The 19565-nt window shown below is 64.5% G+C and carries 22 protein-coding genes; 12 read left to right on the top strand and 10 right to left on the bottom strand.

All coding sequences use genetic code 11. The features are described from left to right. The first annotated feature begins 53 nt into the window (after positions 1 to 53). The 5 genes from dkgB to AC3WK8_RS23235 all read left to right on the top strand — a co-directional run bounded on the left by dkgB (position 54) and on the right by AC3WK8_RS23235 (position 4418). Positions 54 to 857 (top strand): 2,5-didehydrogluconate reductase DkgB, encoded by an 804-nt coding sequence (gene dkgB, locus AC3WK8_RS23255; protein ID WP_085597732.1) that lies wholly within the window; start codon positions 54 to 56, stop codon positions 855 to 857. Positions 858 to 861: 4 nt separating this feature from the next. Beyond that, complete coding sequence (locus AC3WK8_RS23250) at positions 862 to 1827, top strand: TIGR03571 family LLM class oxidoreductase (RefSeq protein ID WP_085597733.1); 966 nt, start codon at positions 862 to 864, stop codon at positions 1825 to 1827. Next, the gene (locus tag AC3WK8_RS23245) at positions 1824 to 2168 is read left to right on the top strand and encodes a MoaF-related domain-containing protein (protein ID WP_085597734.1); all 345 of its coding nucleotides are present in this window, start codon (positions 1824 to 1826) and stop codon (positions 2166 to 2168) included. Before AC3WK8_RS23250 ends, AC3WK8_RS23245 begins: the two co-directional genes overlap by 4 nt. Further along, the gene (locus AC3WK8_RS23240; RefSeq protein WP_103325959.1) at positions 2165 to 3334 is read left to right on the top strand and encodes an MFS transporter; all 1170 of its coding nucleotides are present in this window, start codon (positions 2165 to 2167) and stop codon (positions 3332 to 3334) included. Before AC3WK8_RS23245 ends, AC3WK8_RS23240 begins: the two co-directional genes overlap by 4 nt. 196 nt (positions 3335 to 3530) lie before the next feature. Next, a complete protein-coding gene (locus AC3WK8_RS23235; protein ID WP_085597736.1) occupies positions 3531 to 4418 on the top strand; it encodes an AraC family transcriptional regulator in 888 nt (295 codons plus the stop codon). A 104-nt stretch (positions 4419 to 4522) separates the two neighbouring features. On the opposite strand, the gene AC3WK8_RS23230 is transcribed toward AC3WK8_RS23235, so the two are convergent. From AC3WK8_RS23230 to AC3WK8_RS23195, 8 genes are all read right to left on the bottom strand, one after another. Next, positions 4523 to 7708, bottom strand: coding sequence for an efflux RND transporter permease subunit (locus AC3WK8_RS23230; RefSeq protein ID WP_103325960.1), 3186 nt, complete (start codon positions 7706 to 7708; stop codon positions 4523 to 4525). Positions 7709 to 7720: 12 nt separating this feature from the next. Then, entirely contained in the window at positions 7721 to 8896 is a 1176-nt protein-coding gene (locus AC3WK8_RS23225) for an efflux RND transporter periplasmic adaptor subunit (protein ID WP_085597738.1), read from the bottom strand. A 329-nt stretch (positions 8897 to 9225) separates the two neighbouring features. Next, complete coding sequence (locus AC3WK8_RS23220; RefSeq protein WP_103325961.1) at positions 9226 to 9864, bottom strand: c-type cytochrome; 639 nt, start codon at positions 9862 to 9864, stop codon at positions 9226 to 9228. A 4-nt stretch (positions 9865 to 9868) separates the two neighbouring features. After that, complete coding sequence (locus AC3WK8_RS23215; protein ID WP_256223829.1) at positions 9869 to 10303, bottom strand: c-type cytochrome; 435 nt, start codon at positions 10301 to 10303, stop codon at positions 9869 to 9871. 2 nt (positions 10304 to 10305) lie between these two features. Next, positions 10306 to 10827 (bottom strand): methylamine dehydrogenase light chain, encoded by a 522-nt coding sequence (locus tag AC3WK8_RS23210; RefSeq protein ID WP_404942588.1) that lies wholly within the window; start codon positions 10825 to 10827, stop codon positions 10306 to 10308. 8 nt (positions 10828 to 10835) lie between these two features. Then, on the bottom strand, positions 10836 to 11471 hold the full coding sequence (mauD, locus tag AC3WK8_RS23205; RefSeq protein ID WP_256592348.1) for a methylamine dehydrogenase accessory protein MauD: 636 nt from the start codon (positions 11469 to 11471) through the stop codon (positions 10836 to 10838). Then, a complete protein-coding gene (locus AC3WK8_RS23200; protein WP_103325963.1) occupies positions 11471 to 12022 on the bottom strand; it encodes a MauE/DoxX family redox-associated membrane protein in 552 nt (183 codons plus the stop codon). The genes mauD and AC3WK8_RS23200 overlap by 1 nt, the downstream gene beginning before the upstream one ends. After that, a complete protein-coding gene (locus tag AC3WK8_RS23195; protein WP_103325964.1) occupies positions 12016 to 13236 on the bottom strand; it encodes an amine dehydrogenase large subunit in 1221 nt (406 codons plus the stop codon). Before AC3WK8_RS23195 ends, AC3WK8_RS23200 begins: the two co-directional genes overlap by 7 nt. 262 nt (positions 13237 to 13498) lie before the next feature. Between AC3WK8_RS23195 and AC3WK8_RS23190 the strand changes: the two genes are divergently transcribed. The 6 genes from AC3WK8_RS23190 (at position 13499) to AC3WK8_RS23165 (ending at position 18136) form a co-directional block, all read left to right on the top strand. Then, complete coding sequence (locus tag AC3WK8_RS23190; protein WP_103325981.1) at positions 13499 to 14515, top strand: AraC family transcriptional regulator; 1017 nt, start codon at positions 13499 to 13501, stop codon at positions 14513 to 14515. A gap of 158 nt (positions 14516 to 14673) precedes the next feature. Further along, on the top strand, positions 14674 to 16035 hold the full coding sequence (locus AC3WK8_RS23185; protein ID WP_103325965.1) for an NAD(P)/FAD-dependent oxidoreductase: 1362 nt from the start codon (positions 14674 to 14676) through the stop codon (positions 16033 to 16035). Between the two features lie 83 nt (positions 16036 to 16118). Beyond that, the gene (locus AC3WK8_RS23180; protein WP_103325966.1) at positions 16119 to 16721 is read left to right on the top strand and encodes a TetR/AcrR family transcriptional regulator; all 603 of its coding nucleotides are present in this window, start codon (positions 16119 to 16121) and stop codon (positions 16719 to 16721) included. A gap of 19 nt (positions 16722 to 16740) precedes the next feature. Further along, positions 16741 to 17493, top strand: a complete 753-nt coding sequence (locus tag AC3WK8_RS23175; protein WP_103325967.1) for a DUF3313 family protein — start codon at positions 16741 to 16743, stop codon at positions 17491 to 17493. Positions 17494 to 17552: 59 nt separating this feature from the next. Continuing rightward, positions 17553 to 17831: a transporter suffix domain-containing protein gene (locus AC3WK8_RS23170; protein WP_022644365.1), complete on the top strand. Its 279-nt coding sequence runs from the start codon at positions 17553 to 17555 to the stop codon at positions 17829 to 17831. Next, the gene (locus AC3WK8_RS23165; RefSeq protein WP_085597746.1) at positions 17828 to 18136 is read left to right on the top strand and encodes a DUF7693 family protein; all 309 of its coding nucleotides are present in this window, start codon (positions 17828 to 17830) and stop codon (positions 18134 to 18136) included. The genes AC3WK8_RS23170 and AC3WK8_RS23165 overlap by 4 nt, the downstream gene beginning before the upstream one ends. Before the next feature lie 39 nt (positions 18137 to 18175). On the opposite strand, the gene AC3WK8_RS23160 is transcribed toward AC3WK8_RS23165, so the two are convergent. Next, the gene (locus AC3WK8_RS23160; RefSeq protein WP_085597747.1) at positions 18176 to 18517 is read right to left on the bottom strand and encodes a hypothetical protein; all 342 of its coding nucleotides are present in this window, start codon (positions 18515 to 18517) and stop codon (positions 18176 to 18178) included. A 238-nt stretch (positions 18518 to 18755) separates the two neighbouring features. On the opposite strand from AC3WK8_RS23160, the gene AC3WK8_RS23155 reads away from it, so the two are divergent. Further along, positions 18756 to 19004, top strand: coding sequence for a hypothetical protein (locus AC3WK8_RS23155; RefSeq protein WP_022644362.1), 249 nt, complete (start codon positions 18756 to 18758; stop codon positions 19002 to 19004). A 66-nt stretch (positions 19005 to 19070) separates the two neighbouring features. On the opposite strand, the gene AC3WK8_RS23150 is transcribed toward AC3WK8_RS23155, so the two are convergent. Then, the gene (locus tag AC3WK8_RS23150) at positions 19071 to 19505 is read right to left on the bottom strand and encodes a nuclear transport factor 2 family protein (RefSeq protein WP_085597748.1); all 435 of its coding nucleotides are present in this window, start codon (positions 19503 to 19505) and stop codon (positions 19071 to 19073) included. Between the last annotated feature and the right edge of the window lie 60 nt (positions 19506 to 19565).

Genomic DNA, 19565 nt, shown 5'->3' with positions numbered 1-19565 from the left:
GGCCCGACCGGCAACGGCCGCGCCTATGCGCAACAATCACCAGGAGCAGATCCATGAGTATTCCATCCTTTGGCCTCGGTACTTTCCGCCTGACCGGCCAGGCTGTCATCGACTCGGTCAAGTCGGCGCTGGCCCTGGGCTATCGCGCGATCGACACCGCGCAGATCTACGGTAACGAAGCCGACGTCGGCCAGGCGATCGCCGAAAGCGGCGTGGCCCGCGACGAACTGTTCATCACCACCAAGATCTGGGTCGACAACTACGCCGCCGACAAGCTGGTTGCCAGCCTGCGCGACAGCCTGGCCAAGCTGCGCACCGACTATGTCGACCTGCTGCTGATCCATTGGCCGGCCCCGGGCAACGGCGTCGAGCTGGCCGAATACATGGAAGCCTTGCTGGAAGCCAAGAAGCTGGGCATGACCCGCCAGATCGGTGTCTCCAACTTCAACATCGAGCTGACCAAGCAAGCCATCGCCGTGGTCGGCAAAGAACAGATCGCCACCAACCAGATCGAGCTCAGCCCCTACCTGCAAGGCAGCAAGCTCACCGCATTCCTCAAGGAACAAGGGATCAGCATCACCTCGTACATGACCCTGGCCTACGGCAAGGTGCTCAAGGACCCGGTGCTGGCCGAGATCGCCGCCAAGCACAAGGCCACCGTGGCCCAAGTTGCCCTGGCCTGGGCCATGCAACTGGGCTATGCGGTGATCCCGTCGTCCACCAAGCCGGAGAACCTGGCCAGCAACCTGCTCGCCCGCAGCCTGCGCCTGGACGAGCAAGACATGGCGCGTATCGCCACCCTTGAACGCAACGGCCGCGAAGTCAGCCCTGACGGCCTGGCGCCAATCTGGGACTGATGCCATGACCACGCCCCTCGAACGCCTGACCGCCGGTGGTTTCAGCATCGGCCTGGAAGCACCGCTGGACCATGACTGGACCCCGGCCGGCGACCAGGCCCGGCGCCAAGCTGGCCGCCTGCCCGGCGAACCTGACCTCAAGCAGCATGCCTACCTGGCGCAACTGGCCGACCGCCTGGGCTTTCGCGCCCTGTGGATCCGCGACGTGCCGCTGTACGATCCGGCGTTCGGCGATGCTGCCCAGGTGTTCGAGGTGTTCTCCTACCTCGGCTACCTGGCCGGGATCACCCGCGATATCCTGCTGGGTACCGCTGCCGTGGTCTTGCCGATCCGCGAGCCGTTGCTGACCCTGAAGTCAGCCAACAGCCTGCAACGCCTGAGCGGCAATCGCCTGCTGCTGGGCGTGGCCAGCGGTGACCGGCCGGTGGAGTACCCACTGTTCGGGCGGGATTTCGAGGGGCGCGGCCATAACTTCCGCGAGCAGGTCGCCCTGCTCAAGGACGGCGCCAACGGCCACCTGCCCGAGGGCATGGCCGTGCTGCCAGCCAGTACCTCGCCCCTGCCCTTGCTGGTGGCAGGCCTGGCCCAGCAAAGCCCGGCCTGGATCGGCAACCACATGGATGGCTGTCTGGCCTACCCGGGCCCCCCCGACGACCACCAGCGGCGCGTTGCCGACTGGCGCTCGGTGGCGGGCAACAAGCCCTACAGCAGCTTCATCCACCTGGACCTTACCGAGCGTGCCGACGAACCCATGCGCCGCTGGCGCTTCGGCTTGCGTGGTGGCCGCAACGCGCTGATCGCCGAGCTCATTGCCCTGCGCGCAGCCGGTGTCGACCATGTCGGCCTGCATCTGCGACGCAACATACGACCACTGGACGAAACCCTGCGCGAGATCGCCGAGTACGTACTGCCACAATTTCATGCCACTGCTGCGACTGCATCACACCCACAACCGGAGGCCATTTCATGAGCAGTTCCCCCCAGGTACCGGCCTTCGCGGGCCGCAGCTTCCAGGTCGCCTACGACGGCCTGGTGGCCCATAACATCTACGCAAGCGATGGCCTGAGCATTCGCTACGCCATCGTCTCCGGGCCCTATGCCGGTGCCAGCGGCGAAGCCGCGTGCCAATGGCGACAAATCGCCGACGGCGTCTACGTGATCTCCTGGCAAGAAGCCGACGGCGCCACCGTGGTGCATGTCGACGACTTCGCCCGTGGCCATTCCCAGGCCTTCTTCACCGCCAGCGACCTGAGCTTCTATCGCATGCAGGGCCCCTTGACCGCCCTCGCCAACCAGGAGTGCCCACAATGAAACCCGGACGCGTTCTCTTCGCCCTGGCCATCGGGGCCTTCGGCATCGGTACTACCGAATTCACTCCCATGGGCCTATTGCCGGTGATCGCCGAAGGCGTCGGCGCGAGCATTCCCAGCGCCGGCATGCTGATCACCGCCTACGCCATCGGCGTGATGATCGGCGCACCGATCATGACCCTGTTGTTCAGCCGCTTCGGCAAGCGCGCGGCGTTGATGATGCTGATGGGCATCTTCACCCTCGGCAACCTGCTCTCGGCCCTGGCGCCGGACTACTACACCCTGCTGGCCTCGCGGCTGGTCACCAGCCTCAACCATGGCGCCTTCTTCGGCCTCGGTGCCGTGGTGGCGGCCAGCGTAGTGCCCAAGGACAAGCAAGCCAGTGCCGTGGCCACCATGTTCATGGGCCTGACCATCGCCAACATCGGCGGCGTGCCGGCGGCCACCTGGCTTGGCCAGCAGGTCGGCTGGCGCATGGCCTTCGCCGGTACCGCAGTGCTTGGCCTGCTGGCCATCGCCGCACTCTGGTACGCCCTGCCCAAGGGCGAGCGTGGCAGCGTGCCCCATGTCCGCCGCGAACTGGCGGTGATCGCCCGGCCCAACGTGCTGCTGGCCATGGCTACCACGGTGCTGGGCGCTGGCGCCATGTTCACCCTCTACACCTACGTGGCCCCGGTGCTGGCGCAACTGACCGGCGCCTCGAATAGCTTCGTCACTCTGGGCCTGGTGTTGATCGGGGTCGGCTTCACCTTGGGCAACAGCCTCGGCGGGCGCCTGGCCGATTGGTCGCTGGATGGCTCGGCACGGATCTTCCTCGGCGTGCTGGCCTTGATCATGGTGTCTATGCCACTGGTACTGGGCAACCACGTCACCGCCGCCCTGGCGCTGCTGGTATGGGGCATGTTCACCTTCGCCGTGGTGCCACCGCTGCAGATGCGGGTGATGATCGCCGCGGCCGAAGCGCCCGGCCTGGCCTCGTCGATCAACGTCGGCGCCTTCAACCTGGGCAACGCGGTGGGCGCCGCGCTCGGTGGCGCCGTCATCAGCCAGGGCCTGGGCTACGCCGCGGTCCCGGTGGCCGGCGGCCTGCTGGCGGCGTCGGGGCTGCTGCTGGTGTGGTTGGGCGGACGACGCAAGGCCAGCGATACCGCCACTGACCTGGCATGACGCCAGGCCTGGGCGAAAGCCCGCTGCGCGCCGGGGATACGATCTGGCTTGAGGCAGGGCTGCCCTGTCCTTGAGCCGATCCCGGAACAGATCGCCCAATCCTCCGAGAGTTGTGCCTGATCCTGTAAACGAGCGCAGGAACGGATCTATCTGCGGATAAGATCCACAGGTCATCTCAACCGATCAGTGATCTGCCATGAACACTAGCGCGCTTGAAGAAGTTACCCAGCTCGTCGCTCGCCATGCCTTAGCCGAAGGAGCCAGCTCCACGGCCAACCCCAGCCTGGAAGTGGCGCGCCATAGCACCCGCCAGACCGCAATCCGCTGCCCACAATCCCCATTCTTCGGCATGGTGGTGCAAGGCCGCATGAGCATCCAGTTGGGGGGCACCGTCCGGCACTTCGTCCAGGGCGACTACCTGTTCGTGTCATTCAGCGTTCCCGTGGCCTTCCATATCGTCGAGGCCAGCGCAGACCAGCCCTGCCTCGGGTTCGGCATGGCGATCACCCCAGAACGCCTGCATGAAGTGCTCGCCCGGATGGACATCCCACCTCATCCGGCCAGCACTCATGATGCATGCAGCGTGGTAGTCGATCGGCTGACCCCCGAGTTGCTCGACGCGACGCTACGCCTGCTGCGCCTTCTGGACGCTCCTGGCGATATCCAGTCCCTGGCACCCTTGGTCGAGCAAGAGATCATCTATCGCCTGTTATCCAGCCCTTATGGCTGTAGGCTGCTGCAACTGGCGGTGGTGGACAGCTCGACCAATGGCATCACCCGGGCGATCGACTGGCTGCGCAAGCACTACATGCAACCCTTGCGCATACCGGAACTGGCCGGCCAAGTGGGGATGAGCGAATCCTCCCTGCACCATCATTTCAAGGCCATCACCGGCCTAACTCCCATGCAGTACCAAAAGCAGTTTCGCCTTCACGAAGCACGCCGGCTGATCCAGATCGAACGCCATAACATCGGCAATGCGGGGTTCGCCGTCGGCTACCAGAGCCGCTCGCAATTCACCCGCGAATACAGCCGGTTCTACGGTGTCTCGCCGTTGCAGCACCTGCGCGACTGCGAGGAGTAACTGGCACTTGAGCGATACAGCAGCGTAGTCGAGTGACGGTCCGGGCGTTAGGTAGCTGCAGGGCCGGCTGCACGTAAGCCTCGGCAACCGGCTCTCGCTGCAAGCTACAGACCGTGACCGCTGGCCTCCCGCGCTTGACCCATGCTGCTCTGGCCATGCTGGACCAGTTTGCGCCCGGACAGCTTGCGCAGGCCGACATAGAACACCGGCGTCAGGAACAGGCCGAACAGTGTCACCCCGATCATCCCGGCAAGCACCGTCACCCCGGTGATTGAACGCACCTCCGCACCGGCACCATGGGAGAACACCAGCGGAATGGTCCCGGCGATGAAGGCGATCGAAGTCATCACGATCGGCCGCAAGCGCAGGCGGCACGCCTGCAGCGCGGCCTCGACTATCCCCTGCCCCTGGAACTCCAGCTCCCGGGCGAACTCGACGATCAGGATCGCGTTCTTGCAGGCCAGTCCCATCAGCACCACCAGCCCCACCTGCACGAAGGTATTGTTGTCGCCGCCGAACAGCTTCACCCCGAACAATGCCGAGAGCACGCACATCGGCACGATCAGGATCACCGCCAGCGGCAGGGTCCAGGATTCATACAACGCCGCGAGTACCAGGAACGCCAGGAGGATGGCCACCGGGAACACCACCAGCGCAGCCTTGCCCTGGGTGGACTCCTGGAAGCTCATGTCGCTCCATTCGAACTCGAAGCCGTTGGGTAAGGCCTCCCTGGCGACTGCGGATATCTTGTCCATCGCCTGCGCCGAGGACAGCAGTGCCGGATCGGCTTCACCCGAGAAGTCCGCCGCCGGATAGCCGTTGTAGCGCAGCACCGGATCGGGACCGTAGGTCTGGCTGATCCTGATCATCGAGGCGATCGGTACCATCTCCCCCCGTTCGTTGCGCGTCTGCAGGTTGCCGATGTCCTCGACACGCTTGCGAAAATCGCCTTCGGCCTGGGCATACACCCGCCAGGTACGGCCAAGCAGGTTGAAATCGTTGACATAGGCGGAGCCCAGATACACCTGCAACGTCTGGAACAGATCCGCCAGTGCCACGCCCTGGGCCTTGGCCTTGATGCGATCGACCTCGACATCCAGTTGCGGCACGTTGGACTGGTAGCCCGAGAACGGAAAGCCCATGCCCGTCTCCTTCATCAACGCAGCCTGCAACACGCCGGTGGCTTGCTGCAAGGCGCCATAACCGGCACCGGCGCGATCCTGGACGAACATCGAATAACCGGCCCCGGTACCCAGGCCGAGGATCGGCGGCGGGTTCATCACGAACGCCATGCCTTCCTGTATTTCATTCATCCTGGCCTGGATCTCGGCCATGATCTGCTTGGCGCTGCGTTGGCGCTCGTTGAACGGCTTGAGAATCACATAAGCCACCGCATAGTTCGGGGTGTTGTTCTGCTGGATCGGGTTGAAGCCGGCGAACGTCAGCACATGGGCGACGCCCTCGATGGCCAGGGTGCTCTTGCCCAGTTCATTGACAACCGCATCCGAGCGGCTGATGGAGCTACCCTCGGGGAGCTTCACCACTCCTACCAGGAACAGCTTGTCCTGGGTGGGGATGAAGCCCCGGGGCACGTTATCGAACAACAGCCCCGTAGCCGCCAGCAGCGCTCCATAGATCACGAACGCTGCGCCACGCCGCTTGAGGATGCGGGACACCGCGCCCTGGTAGCGGTTGGAGCTGGCGTCGAAAAACCGGTTGAACGGCACGAACAACCAGGCCAAGGCACGGTCGATCCCTCGGGAAAGCCCATCCTTGGGCGCATCATGGCCACGCAGGAGCATGGCCGCGAGCGCAGGCGACAGCGTCAGCGAGTTGATCGCCGAGATCACCGTGGAAATGGCGATGGTCACCGCGAATTGCTTGTAGAAGGTACCGGTGACTCCGCTGAGGAAAGCCATGGGCACGAATACCGCGCACAGCACCAGGGCGATCGCGACTATCGGCCCGGACACCTCCTTCATCGCCTGGTGCGCGGCGGCCAGTGGCGTGAGGCCCTCGCCGATGTTGCGTTCGACGTTCTCGACCACCACGATGGCATCGTCCACCACGATGCCGATCGCCAGTACCAGGCCGAACAAAGTCAGGGTGTTGATCGAAAAACCCAGCACATGCAAGACCGCGAACGTGCCGATCACCGACACCGGCACGGCTATCAACGGAATGATCGAGGCACGCCAGGTCTGCAGGAACAGGATCACCACCAGCACCACCAGCACGATCGCCTCGGCCAATGTCTTGACCACCGCGTCTATGGCTTCGCGCACGAAAATCGTCGCATCGTAGTCCGATCGGTAGTCCATGCCGGGCGGAAAACTTTTCTTCAGTTCCTCCATCTTGGCGATCACGTCCCGACGCACATCCAGCAAGTTGGCGCCCGGCGCCTGGAACACGCCGATGATCGGGGCCTCCTGGCCATCGAGCCGGGTGCGCAGCGTGTAGTCGCTGGCCCCAAGCTCGATACGCGCGACATCGGCCAGGCGCACCACTTCCCCGTTCGGACCGGTCTTGAGCACGATATCGCCGAACTCGGCGGTCGTGCGCAGGCGACCCTGGGCGTTGATCGCGATCAGGAAATCGCTGCCGCCCTTGATCGGCTCGGCACCCAGCTGGCCGGCCGAAACCTGCAGGTTCTGGTCCTCTAGCGCACGCACCACATCGCCCGCGGTCAGGCCGCGCGAGGCGACCTTGCCCGGATCGAGCCAGACACGCATCGCGTAGTCTCCGCTACCGAAGAAACGCACCTGGCCGACCCCCGAGATACGGGAAAGCTGGTCCTTGATCTTGATATTGGCGTAATTGCGCAGGTACAGGCCGTCGTAACGTCCGTCCGGGGAGACCGGGGTGATCATCAAGGCGAAACTCGGCGACTGCTTCTGCGTGGTCAACCCAAGCGCCACCACTGCCGCAGGCAGGCGCGACTGGGCCTGGGCCACGCGGTTCTGTACGTCCACCTGGGCCTTGTCGGGATCGGTGCCAGGCTCGAAGGTGATCGTCATCATCAAGACGCCATCGGAGCCGGCCACCGACTTCATGTACATCATGTGCTCGACGCCATTGATCTGCTCTTCCAGCGGGGCCGCGACAGTCTCGGCGATCACCTTGGGGTTGGCACCGGGATAGGTAGCGGTGACGACCACCGTCGGCGGTACCACCTCGGGGTATTCACTGATTGGCAACAACGGAATGGCGATCAGGCCCACCAGGGAAATGACCACGGATAGCACTGCGGCGAAGATCGGGCGTTCGATGAAGAATCTCGAGAAGTTCATTGGCAGCCCTCCTCACTTCGCCGTGATCGAAGTGGCTGCACCCATGGCCACCGTGCTGGCGTCCACCGGCGCGCCGGGGAACAGGATCTTCTGCAAACCGGCGACTATGACCCTGTCCTCGGGCGCAAGGCCGGCCTGCACGATGCGCAGGCCATCCGCGAAACCGCCAAGCTTGACGTCCTTGCGCAGCGCCTCGTTCTTCGCCCCAACCACGTAGACGTACTTGCGATCCTGGTCGGTGAGGATGGCCTTGTCATCGACCAGCATGGCGCTGAACTCACCGCTACCCTGGAGCTGCACCCGGGCATACAAGCCTGGGATCAACAAGCGCTGGGGATTGGCCACCACCGCGCGCAACGTGATGGTGCCAGTGGCGGGGTCGACCTGGTTATTGACGAAATCAACCACCCCGACGTGGGGAAAACCGCTGTCGCTGGCCAGGCCGATGCGCACCGGATTGGCCGAGCTGCTCCGCTGGCCGGCGCGGGCCAGTGCCATGTAGCGCAGGAAGCTCTGCTCGTCCGGCTGGAAGTAGAGGTAGAGCGGGTCCTGGGAGATCACGCTGGTCAACACGCTCTGGTCGGCCTGGACCAGATTGCCGACCGTCAGCATGGCCCGGCCGACTTGCCCGGCAATGGGCGAACGGACCTCGGTGAACTCCAGGTTGAGCTGGGCACTGGCCAGTGCCGCTTCTGCCGCGCGTACATCGGCGGCGCCCTGGGTCGCGGCGGCGCGGCGAGTATCGAACAGCTCGCGGGAAATCGCATTGACCGCAACCAGCACTTGCGCCCGCTGCTCTTGCACCCGGGCAAGCTCTGCCGTCGCTCGCGCCCGGGCAAGTTGCGCCTGGGCGCTGTCATAGGAGGCCTTGTACGGCCGTGGATCGATCCGATACAGCAAGTCGCCGGGCTTGACCTCGTCGCCTTCCTTGAATGCGATGCGCTCTATATAGCCGCTGACCCGCGCCCGGACCTCGACCGCATCGGTGGCGGCAATGCGCCCGCTGAACTCGTCCCACTGGCGCACCGGCTTGATCACCACCTGGGCCGCGCTGACCTGGGCCGCCGCAGGGACACCCGCTTGGCCGCTGTCGTCACTGCACGCCGTCAGCGCCGCTGCGATCGAGGCGATGACAACCAGGGAAGTCCCTGGCCCGAATGAAGTCCAATATCGCTTTAGGTCAGGCACAACCGTCTCCTTTGAGTGATTTCGGAGCGCGCCTGGCCCTGCGCCGGCATCAGTAGATGCAACGTTGCCGCGAGAGACAGGCGAGGGTCGAAATCGAAAGAGGGAATGAAAAATAAGTTGCGCACGACGCAACTTGCACAATCGGAAAGCCTGACCACTGGTTTGAGCTGGCCTGCGTTGGCTTTCGGCATGTGCACGATGCCATTCGGACCTTTGCGAGGGTTACATCGATGCCACGAAAGCCGTGCCCGATCCTGCGAGCGGACGCAGGGCTCCCCATGCTGTCCGGCTTGGCCACAGGTGCATGGAAGCCATGCACCGCATGCCGCTCAAGGCCCGGGCGCCCTGGCGGGCGCGGCTCCCAGCCCGGTGATGTAGTCAGCCAGGGCCTGGCGCTCGCTGTCCTGGCGAATTTGCAGGGAAATTCCGCGCATCCAGATACCCAGCGTACCGGCATGTTCTTCACTGCCCCGGATGCCCTGGGCGTAATGCTCGAGCTGGCGCTGCAGGTAGGCACCATCGAGGAGGTTGAGCCTGGGCGTCTTGAGATGGGCGAAACCCTGGCCTTGCGGACCATGGCAACCAGCGCAGGTCCCCTGGTACAGATCCCTTCCCTGGGGGGTGTTTGCCGTACCGGACGTCTCGGTCAAGCCAGCCTCCAGGACGGAGTAGTAGCGAGCCAGGCTGGGCAACACGGCATCATCCAGGCTCGCCGCCATGGCCCGCATCTGCAGGCCATGGCTGTCGCGCGCATCGTAGCCGCGGCGTCCGGCCTTGAAGTCCTGCAACTGGCTCAACAGGTAGTCGGCTTGCTGGCCGGCCAGGCGCGGTGCGCCCAGCAGCGGATTGCCCTGCCCCCGGTCGCCATGGCAGGCGACACAGGCCTGGGCCTCGGGAGGCGGCGCAGCGGCCATGGCACTACCGGTCGCGGCCAGCAGGAGCAGCCCGACATAGAGCGGTTTGTTCATCGGTTCAGGTTCCCTGTTGTAGTTCTTGCCGGGCGATCCGCTGCAGCAGCCGGTTGCGGACCTGCTCGACGTTGGCCGGCACGCCCTGGCGCCAGGAATGCACTTCGGCCTCGGTATAAGGTTTGAAATCGCTGGGTAGTTGCTCGGCGCCAAAGCGCACCAGCATCCAGTTGAGCACGCCGGCCAGGGCCTGGTCGGAGAGTCCCGAAAGCGCCGAACCGGGCACCTGGACCAGGTATTCGCGACCGCCGGCAACGCCCAGGAACTTGCCCAACTGCCCCGGGAACGCCGGCACCTGGCGCTGGGGGTTGCCTTCCCCGCCCGGCAGGTGGCAGCCCTGGCAGTTGAGCATGTAGTCCACCTGGGCAGGCTCGGTGGCGCTGGCCACCGGTGCATCGGTCGCCCACGCGACAAGGACCAGCAGCGCGAAGCGCGCCACGCTCACGACTCCTTCACCCCGATCACCACCGACAGCGAACAGTGGTACGGCATGTCCGCATGGCTGCCAGAGCACCAGTTCAGGTCGTTGGAACTCTGCGGCCGATACAGCGGCGTATCGCCCTGGTCACGCTGGCACACGCAACGCCCGCAATTGCTCTTGCCGCAGCAGTCGTTGTAGGAAATCACATAGTCGCGGCCGTCGGCGGGGTTGCGGCAGGTGCCGATCCAGGTGATGTCCGAACGCACGGTACCGGGTGGGCAACTGTTGGCCGTCCCCCCGCAGCAACCGCAGAGGAAACCGTCGATGGCGCAATAGCGCCAGTAGTCGCAACTGTTCGGATCACCGCTCTCCACCAGGGCCGTACCGTCCTTCGCGAAGGCACCGGTGCGCAGTACCGGCAACAGGGTGGTGGCACCGACGCCTATCATCAGGGTCCCCAGGCCGCCGAGAAAACCCCGCCGCGAACTGCCGCGGGCGACCCGCCGGGAGAACATCTCGGCAGCTTCGTCGAACCATCTGATCGCCATGCTCAGTGCACCTGCTTGTAGAGTGAGTCGCCAGGCGCTTGCTGCGTGGCCTGCAAGGACTGGATCGAGGAATGCCCCAGCGCCTGGGCTTCCAGCAGGCTTTCCAGGTGTTCGCGGGAATTGATCAGGCCGTGGGCGGCCACGGTGCCCTGGGCATCGATCAGCACGCCATAGGGCAACTTGCTGATCTGGTAGGCCAGGCCCACTTCCCGGGACAACAGGTAGGGAAATGCCCACAGTTGCTGGGCCTCGATGAACGACCGGTGAGCCTGCGGCTCGCCGTCACTGGCCAGTACGATGCGCAACTGTGCCCGCTCATGCTGGGCCAGGGACTTGAGCACCGGCAGCAAGGTCTTGCACACCGGGCAGCTCTCCGACAGGAAGAACAACAAGGTCGATTGTCCCATCAGGCTGGCGCCACCCAGGCTCACCGAACCGCCGGTGAGACTGGGCAGATTGAAGCCTGGTGCCTGCTCGCCGGCCTGGATCGCCTTGCCCAGGGACAACGCGCCCACCGGCCTGATGCGTTCGTGCAGCACTCCGACCTGGCGGGCCAGGGCCCAGACCGCAACGATCAGGGCCAGGGTCATCAGCCAGGAAAACACCGTGGATATCAGCAGCGCCTGGATCATGTTCATCACAACTCCTTGAGCAAGGCGTGGTTGGAAATCAGTACGTGCGCCAGTTGGTAGATCGCCACCCCGGCCATGAGCGCCAGGCCCAGGGTCAGAGCGTCGAACCCCTGCAGCGGACGATCGGTCATGGGCAGCAGCAGGTTGAAGGCCATCAGCACCAGCAACAGGTTGCGCCAGACCAGGGCCGCGGCCGGCGGCTGGCGGCGAGCGCCCAGGTGGCAGCCGCAGTCTTCGACCCGTCCCAGGCTGGCGGCGAGCACCAGGGCATAGCCGCCCAGCAGGAGCGCCGCGGGGATGGCGCTCCAGCCCAGCCAGGGACTGCACAACAGGCCCACGGCCGCCAGCAGCTCCAGCGCCGGTAGCAACAGCAGCAGGACCCCGCGCAGCACCGCAGGCAGCCACTGGCCCCAGGCCTGGCCATAACCCTCCAGCACCAGGGCGAAACCTTGTCGATCGCGCAATTTGCCCAGGCCGCCCAGGCCCAGCAACAGGGCCAGGCCCAGGGCGCTGAACAGGTGGATCAACGGGTCGTGCAGCCAGCTGAAGGTCACCATGGCATCACCACGTTCATGAAGCCCAGCGGGATATCACCGATGCTGCGCAAGTGCTGGCCAGTGTCGGCGTCGTAGAGATTGATGCCCTGGCGCAACAGCGGGGCCAGCCCCGCGTCGCCCCCGGTGAGATAGACCCAGAGCGTGAACAGCTTCGGCATCGGCACCAGCCAATCCAGGCTGTACAGTCGCGGGTGCTGGCCCTGGCTGACGCCGATGGCGGTGCTCTGCTCCTTGAGTTCGATCCGAGCCAGGCGCTGCTGGCTGCGGATGTCGTAGACCCACACCTCGGTACCGGGCTTCTGGTAGTTCTCCGGCTGGTCCTTGTGCATCAGCACGAACAGCCGGCCACTATCGGCGTGCAAGGCGGTGCCATGGTTGCCGGCGATTCCCCAGCCATCGGCACGCTCGGCGTCGCTGACCAGCGACCATTGCTGCTGTAGTGCAACCCCCTGGGCATTCATGCGCAGGCTGTAGGCGCGGTTTTTCTGGGAGACGAAGAACCACTCGTCCCCCCGGCGCATGCCGGTGGTCAGCAGCAGGTCCTGTAGCGGATCGAACAGCGGCGCAGTGCGCTCCTGGGAGGCCACATGGCCCTGCTCGTCGAGACGCAAGTGGAAGAAACCGCCATTGCCGCAAATCGCATAGAAATCACGGGGGCCGGCCGGGTAGATGGAGGCACAGCCGGGGATCGGCACTTCCTCGACGAAACGCCGCTGCTGCAGGTCGACGATGGAGATCGACTGGGCCGGAGTGAAGTTGAGCACCAGCAGGAAGCGTTCATCGTCGGAAAGCACGCTGAGCCCGGTGGAGATCAAGGCGCTCATGCGCTTGGCCGGGATCGGGATCTCGTGCTTGGGGCTCAGGGTCCGGGCGTCGTAGACGCTGACCACATCCGAACGAGTGCCGCGCACGCCGCGGCTGAAATAGATCTCGGTGGCATACAGCTCGTCGCGCTGTTGCGACATCACCAGGCCGTTGGACCAGGTCCCGGTGCTCAGCAGGCCCAGGTTGCGGCCGTTGTCATCGAACAGGTAGGCGCGGCCATCGACCATGCTCGGTGCATTGCTGCCCCAGATCCAGAACCAGTGTTGGCCACGATGGTCATCCAGGACTTCGACCCCCGCCTGCTCGGGGACGAATCCGGCCAGGGCCGCGCCGCTGGCGATGGTGAGCGACAGGCCACAGAGCCAGTATCGAAATGAACGCATCAGCATAAGGAGGGGGTTCCTTGGCGTCGGCCCTATGGAGGCCGATCTGTTTTGGCCGAAGTCTATCCACGACCAGCAAGAGACGACTTGCCCGGCGATGACAGCTCGCTTGTCATCCCGCGCCAGCCACCTGCCACGGCCGGCTGGTGCCCGCACAAAGACGGGCAAGCCTTGACTTGAAGGGCAGATCCCTGTGCAGTTGCCGCACTAGGACAAGAGGTGCGGCATGACGGCGATCCACAAGGCAAAGACTTCCCCCGACCGACCCATGTTTCGTCCCCCCACCCAGGCCTGGTCGGTGCGCACGGTGCTGTCCGAGGATTTCTTCCGGCGCTTCAGTCCACTGTTCGCCCCGCACCTGGAAGCGCTCGGCATCGATGACCTGCTGTTGCAACAGGCCGACGTGGAGATTCCGGGAGAGCAATACATCGCCCTGTGGGAGGCGGCCAGCAAGGACAACCCCAATATCGGCCTGGAGCTGGGCGGCCGGACCGAGGCCAATGACTTCGGCGCCCTGGGCCATGCGCTGCATTGCGCCACCAGCGTCGAGATGGCATTGCGCACGCTGCAGCGCTTCATCGTGGTGTTCTCCCAGGAGTCGACCATCAACGTGCAGTGCAATGCCCGCTCGGCCAGTGTCGAGTACCTGGTCAATGCCCCGGCCATTCTCTATCGCCGACAGGACTCGGAGTTCGCCATCGCCTCCATCCTGCGCCAGTTCGAGCTGATCACAGGCAGCGCGATCAAGCCACTGCGGGTGGACTTCGAGCATGGCAAGCCGGCGGATATCTCGGTGCACAAGCGGGTATTCCAGTGCCCGGTGCATTTTCGCCAGCCATCGAACCGCATCCATTTCGCCGCCGATGCCATGCGCCTGCCGGTGGCCCACGGCAACGAGCGCCTGTACCAGGCCCTGGTGCCCTACCTGGAGCAGGAACGCCGGAACCGCAGTATCGGCGACGAGATCCTGCTCCAGGTCTCGCACCTGATCGCGACCGGCATGAGCAGCGGCGCCCTGTCACTGGATGACGTCAGCCAGCGACTGGGGCTCAACCGGCGCACGCTGCAACGCCGCCTGAAGGATCAGGACATCGAGTTTTCTTCGCTGACCGAGGACGTGCGCCGAGACATGGCCATGGCCTACATGCGGGGCTCGGACTATTCGGTGACCGAGATCTCGCTGCTGGTGGGTTATGCCGAATCCAGCTCCTTCACCCGCGCCTTCCGCCGCTGGACCGGCTTGTCGCCGCAGCAGTACCGCGCTTCCTGCCTGCCCCAGGGGTGAGTCCCCTGCCACCGGCGCGCCAACGCTGACGCGATCGGCCGGCCAGACTGGCACCGCCGGACAATTCGCCGGAACACCGGCTGGTTACCCTCAAGGCTCGCCCCCTGCCTGCTCCTGGTGCGTGGCAGGCGGCATCCCCCGGCCAAGAGAACAACAATATGACCTTGATCCAAGACCCACTGCGAAGCCCCCAATCCTTCTGGCAGCACGCCTATGGCGACTATCAGGCCAACCCTGCGCTGGACGAGGACCTGAATGTCGATGTCGCGGTGGTCGGCGGCGGCTTCACCGGGCTCAACAGCGCCTGGCAGTTCAAGCAGGACAACCCCAACGCCCGGGTGGTGGTGGTCGAAGCGGCGGTCATCGGCTTCGGGGCCAGCGGTCGCAATGCCGGCTTCAGCACCAAGCTGTTCGGCCTGGAGCCGGAACTGGTGCTGCTGCGCTGGGGCAAGCAAAAGATGATCGATGCCCACCACTACCTGAAGCTGGCGGTGGCTCACACCCGCGAGCTGATCGAGACCCATGCCCTGGGTAGCGACTATCGCCACACGGGGCTGGTACGCATCAGCTACTCGCCGAAGCAGTCGCAGCGCATGCGCAAGACCTACCAGTTGTTCCAGGACCTGGGCCTGGACAGCGACATGCAATGGCGGGAAGCGGCCCAGGTCCGGGAAGATTTCGATTCGCCGCGCTTCAACGATGCCATCTACGAATCCGATACCGGCTACCTGGACCCGTGCAAACAGGTCCGCGGACTCAAGGCCCTGGCCGAGGCGGCCGGGGTGAGGATCCATGAGCTGACCCCGGTCAGCGCGATCCAGCCTGCGGCAGGCGCGGTGATCCTGCAGACTCCCGGCGGGCGGATCCGCGCCGACAAGGTGGTGCTGGCGACCAACGCCTATTCGCGCCAGGTCCCCGGGCCCGAGCAACTCAAGGAGCGCCAGTTTCCCCTCTGGACCTACCAGGTCGTTACCGAGCCCTTGAGCCCGGCCATCTGGGACAGCATCGGCTGGCAGCAACGCCAGGCCTTCGGCGATAACCGGCAGATGCTGCATTACTTCAGGCCCACCCTCGACGGCCGGATCGTCATGGGCGGTGGCGACGTGATCGCCCAGCGCAGCCCGGCCATGCAGGACGCGCCCTCGCCCAGCACCTGGCAGCACTGCGAGGCGCACCTGAAGTGGATCTACCCGCAGTTGGCGAACACCAGGATCGACTACCGCTGGGGCGGACCGGTATCGGTGAACCTGGACATGGTGCCGCAGATCAGCTTCATCGGTGACGAGCGCATCATCTATTCCGGTGGCTGCTTCGGCCATGGCGTGGCCCTGACCCACCTCAACGGCCGCACCATTGCCGACCTGCTCAATGGGTACAAGACCGAGCTGACGGACTTCTGGATCGTCAACCGCAAGTCGATCGCCATGCCCGGCGATACCCTGGCGTTCTGGGGCGGCAAGGTCGCACGCCGGGCGCTCAAGGCCTGGGATTGGTGGGAGGAGCGCGAACTCAGGGCCTGACATGGCCGATCACCGATCATTGACGGAGCGAATGGGCTGCCAACATAATGCGACTATTCAGTCCGATTATTAAGCAACTTCCCATGGCCCGTACCCGCAACGAACAACTGCATGAACAGCGCCGCGAACAGATCCTGTTGGCGGCCGCCCGTGTCTTCAAGGAAAAGGGCTTCCATGGCGCCCGCACCGAGGACATCTGCCAACGGGCGGGCATGAGTGCCGGCGCGGTGTTCCGCTATTTCCGCGACAAGCGCGAGATCATCGATGCGATCGTCGAGATCGAGATCGAGCGCTACACCAACCAGATCCGGCAACTGCTCAGCAAGGAAGGCCTGCATGCGCTGGCCAGGATCAGCGCCGAGGAACTGCTGGCCGAACTGCATTCAGGAGAACTGGATCTCAGCCTGGACAGCTGGCTGGAAGTGACCCGTGGCAACCAGCACGGCCGGATGATCGAAATGGACCAGCGGATGCGCATCGAGCTGGGCGAGCTCCTGGCCACCGGACAGCGTGAAGGCTGGATTCGCCCCGAACTGTCGCCCCTGGGTGCGGCGGGCCTGGTGTTTTCCCTGTTCAGCGGCCTGTGGCTGGAGCTGAGCCTGGGCCTGGCCATCGACGCCAACCAGGCCGCAACAGCCCTGGGCGATTTCGTCCGGACCTACCTGCTTACTCCTCAATCTCAATGAAACCCAGGATCGCCACACTATGCAGAACCCTCTCTCGCGCCTGTCCACCGCCCGTGCCCGGGGCGGCCAGGGCATCAACGAAAAACGCCCCTCGCCGATGGGCTTTTTTTTGCCCAATAACGAGACGAAGTACTCCGTTTATTTTTCACCAAGCCAGCTCAAGAACCGTCATTGGCTACTGATCGCGATCGCCGTCCTCCTGCTCAGCGCTTGCACTACTCCCCAGGTCACGCGCTCGGGCCAGGCCAGGAGCTACCAGGGGCTGCACAAGATCGGTGAGCACGGCATGGGGATCACTCCCCAGGCGGCTCGCGGCGGGCACTATGCCCAGGTCCTGGTGGCACCGCTGCAAGTAACGGCGGCAGTCGCCCGGCAGGTCGCTCCCGAGGTAGCGCTGGAAGTCGAACGCACCCTGCGTCAATCCCTGGAAGCCGAGTTGAGCCGCAGCTTCATGCTTACACCGCGCAACCCTGGCGCCGACACCCTGATAGTCAGGACCCGCATCACCCGCGTCGCTGAAGCCTCGCCGGTCATCAATGCCATGACCACCCTGCTGCTGGGCCCGGTGAAGAACGGTGGACTGTCCGTGGAGTTCGAAGCCGTCGATGGCCGCAGCGGGCAACAACAAGCCTTGTTGCTACTGGCCGACGATGCCGGGTTCGCGGACATCCTCGACAGCTACCAACGCGCCGCCCATGCCCAGGCCCTGGCACGAAGATTCGCCGGTGAAGCGGCTGGCTTCTTCTCTCCACTCGGGCGTGCTGCCCGCTAAGACGAATCGGTGCGAGGGGCGGCGCAGGTTCGCCGTAACCTGGCAACAAGAGGTTGGACATGAAAGAAAAAACCACGGGGTTGCGGAAAAAAATTGGCTTGTCGCTGCTGGCGCTGGTGTTGCTTTACTGGATCGCGCTGCCTATCTTGCCGTTCCTCGAGATACCCCATAAGGCCCTGGTCATTCCCTCCCTGGCGCTGTTCGGCGAACTGCTGACCCTGGTGGTCATGGCCATCCTCGGCAAGGAATACTGGGGACAACTCAAGCTCGGGGCCCGGCGGTTGTTGCGCCGCCACGAAAAACAACCGCCAACCACGGATGACAAGCAAACACCATGAACCAGCCCCCTGCCCTCGACGCCCGCACGGTTTGCCAACGCCTGCGCGAAGCCGCCCTGGGCACCCATCGGCTACAGGTGCTGGATCGACCATGCAAGACTGATCCCCTCAGGGTGGATATCGAGGGTTGGCGCCTGATGCTGGAACTGGACGCTGGCCGTTTGCTGCACTGCCAGAGCTGCCAGGCCCCCGGAGGGTTGCAATGGCAACTCGACACCCGGCAACGCTTCGGTACCGATCCGGTCAGCCTGCTCAGCACTTGGGAACTGGCCCGGATCGAACACCTGCTCGAAACGGCGGGTTGAATCCGCCCCGGGCACACCAGGGCGACTCATTTCAGCCGGTTACAGGCAATCCTGGGCGGCCCGGGAAAAGTTCGAGGGCGCAAAGCTCGACGCCAGCAAATGGCGCTCGTACAGGAACACCTTGCCGCCATTGGGCGCCTTGTACGCCTCCAGCACGTTGTTGGCCGCCACTTTGCTGGGCACTACGATCCGGTAGCTGCGCTGGGTCTGGGAAACCGTGGGGGCCAGCGCCTGCTCACGTAATTTGGGCACTACGCAATCAGCGTATTCGGCGGGAGTCTTGTTCGTCTGCATGACCAGGGTCGGGTCGTTCGGGGCCGTGGCGCAGGCGCTCAGCAGCAGGGAACCTAGGGTCAAGGCAACAACGGGTGCAACACGCATCGGTGAAATCCTGGAAAAGTCTGGTTCGGTGCACAGCGGTTCGGCGTCACGGCGCCGCCGCTGCGTTCATCAATGGACTCCAGACGCCAGGGGGCGGCGTCTGTGACGGTGGCGATTTTCCCTGATTGGCGGGCGCAGCAGAATAGGTGTTTCTTGATTGTCACTATTACTTGAACCGATAGTTACGCCACGTGCAGACTGCCTGACAGCCCGAATACAAATAGAAAAGGAAATCCCCGTGCGAACTTTTGACCTGATTCGTGATGCCGTCTTGCCGGAATTCCGTGAGCGAGTGGCCGACTATCTCATCGACTATGAAACCGCCCTGGGCGATAGCGCGACCGACTCGCAAGAGCGACGCGCCGTTGCCTACCAGTTGCGTGGCTACCTGCGCGGCTTGAACACCACCCGGGTCCTGGGCATGGCTGACTGGGAAGAACTCGACCGGCGAGTGGTGGCGTCCTGGCTGAGCCAGCCACCAGCCTGAAACCCCTGCCCGGCCAGACAGCACTCGGCGGCGGCCGATGGCACGCCGCCCCCGGATGCGAAAGTCCTAGGCCCCGGACTTGCTGGCGGCCAGGTAGGCCCCCAGGCGCCGGCCCATCTCTTCGCCCAATGCCTGCAACCCGCTCATGGGCCGAACCATCACCTCGAACTCGACGATCTTGCCGTGCTCATCGAAGCGGATCATGTCGATCCCCTTGAGCTGCCGGTCGCCGACCCGTGCGCTGAACTCCAGCACCACGCTCAAGCCGTCGGCCGTGGCCAGTTGCCGGTGGTAGGCAAAATCCTCGAAGACTTGCAGCACCGTGCGCAAGATGCTCGCCACCACGGGAGCCCCGGGATAGGCGGTGTGGGCCATGGGCGAACGGAACAGCACATTGGCGTCGAGCAACTCGGGCAGGTCGCCGAGATCCTCGCGCTCGACCATCGCGTGCCAGCGTTTCAAGGAAGCGTCGGCCTGGGGATGCAGTTTCAATGCGGACATCGGGTTCTCCTATCCAGCTTCAAGGGTACGTCTCAAGAACCCTCGGCCCGGTCGGTCCGG

Source organism: Pseudomonas sp. FW507-12TSA (assembly GCF_058781435.1).
This window is presented reverse-complemented; position numbering and strand designations above follow the sequence as displayed.

Bases quoted from the DNA above. Each gene is read 5' to 3' on its own strand.
- dkgB (WP_085597732.1), top strand. From the start codon at position 54: ATGAGTATTCCATCCTTTGGCCTCGGTACTTTCCGCCTGACCGGCCAG.
- AC3WK8_RS23250 (WP_085597733.1), top strand. From the start codon at position 862: ATGACCACGCCCCTCGAACGCCTGACCGCCGGTGGTTTCAGCATCGGC.
- AC3WK8_RS23245 (WP_085597734.1), top strand. From the start codon at position 1,824: ATGAGCAGTTCCCCCCAGGTACCGGCCTTCGCGGGCCGCAGCTTCCAG.
- AC3WK8_RS23240 (WP_103325959.1), top strand. From the start codon at position 2,165: ATGAAACCCGGACGCGTTCTCTTCGCCCTGGCCATCGGGGCCTTCGGC.
- AC3WK8_RS23235 (WP_085597736.1), top strand. From the start codon at position 3,531: ATGAACACTAGCGCGCTTGAAGAAGTTACCCAGCTCGTCGCTCGCCAT.
- AC3WK8_RS23230 (WP_103325960.1), bottom strand. From the start codon at position 7,708: ATGAACTTCTCGAGATTCTTCATCGAACGCCCGATCTTCGCCGCAGTG.
- AC3WK8_RS23220 (WP_103325961.1), bottom strand. From the start codon at position 9,864: ATGAACAAACCGCTCTATGTCGGGCTGCTCCTGCTGGCCGCGACCGGT.
- mauD (WP_256592348.1), bottom strand. From the start codon at position 11,471: ATGAACATGATCCAGGCGCTGCTGATATCCACGGTGTTTTCCTGGCTG.
- AC3WK8_RS23200 (WP_103325963.1), bottom strand. From the start codon at position 12,022: ATGGTGACCTTCAGCTGGCTGCACGACCCGTTGATCCACCTGTTCAGC.
- AC3WK8_RS23195 (WP_103325964.1), bottom strand. From the start codon at position 13,236: ATGCTGATGCGTTCATTTCGATACTGGCTCTGTGGCCTGTCGCTCACC.
- AC3WK8_RS23190 (WP_103325981.1), top strand. From the start codon at position 13,499: ATGTTTCGTCCCCCCACCCAGGCCTGGTCGGTGCGCACGGTGCTGTCC.
- AC3WK8_RS23185 (WP_103325965.1), top strand. From the start codon at position 14,674: ATGACCTTGATCCAAGACCCACTGCGAAGCCCCCAATCCTTCTGGCAG.
- AC3WK8_RS23180 (WP_103325966.1), top strand. From the start codon at position 16,119: ATGGCCCGTACCCGCAACGAACAACTGCATGAACAGCGCCGCGAACAG.
- AC3WK8_RS23175 (WP_103325967.1), top strand. From the start codon at position 16,741: ATGCAGAACCCTCTCTCGCGCCTGTCCACCGCCCGTGCCCGGGGCGGC.
- AC3WK8_RS23170 (WP_022644365.1), top strand. From the start codon at position 17,553: ATGAAAGAAAAAACCACGGGGTTGCGGAAAAAAATTGGCTTGTCGCTG.
- AC3WK8_RS23165 (WP_085597746.1), top strand. From the start codon at position 17,828: ATGAACCAGCCCCCTGCCCTCGACGCCCGCACGGTTTGCCAACGCCTG.
- AC3WK8_RS23160 (WP_085597747.1), bottom strand. From the start codon at position 18,517: ATGCGTGTTGCACCCGTTGTTGCCTTGACCCTAGGTTCCCTGCTGCTG.
- AC3WK8_RS23150 (WP_085597748.1), bottom strand. From the start codon at position 19,505: ATGTCCGCATTGAAACTGCATCCCCAGGCCGACGCTTCCTTGAAACGC.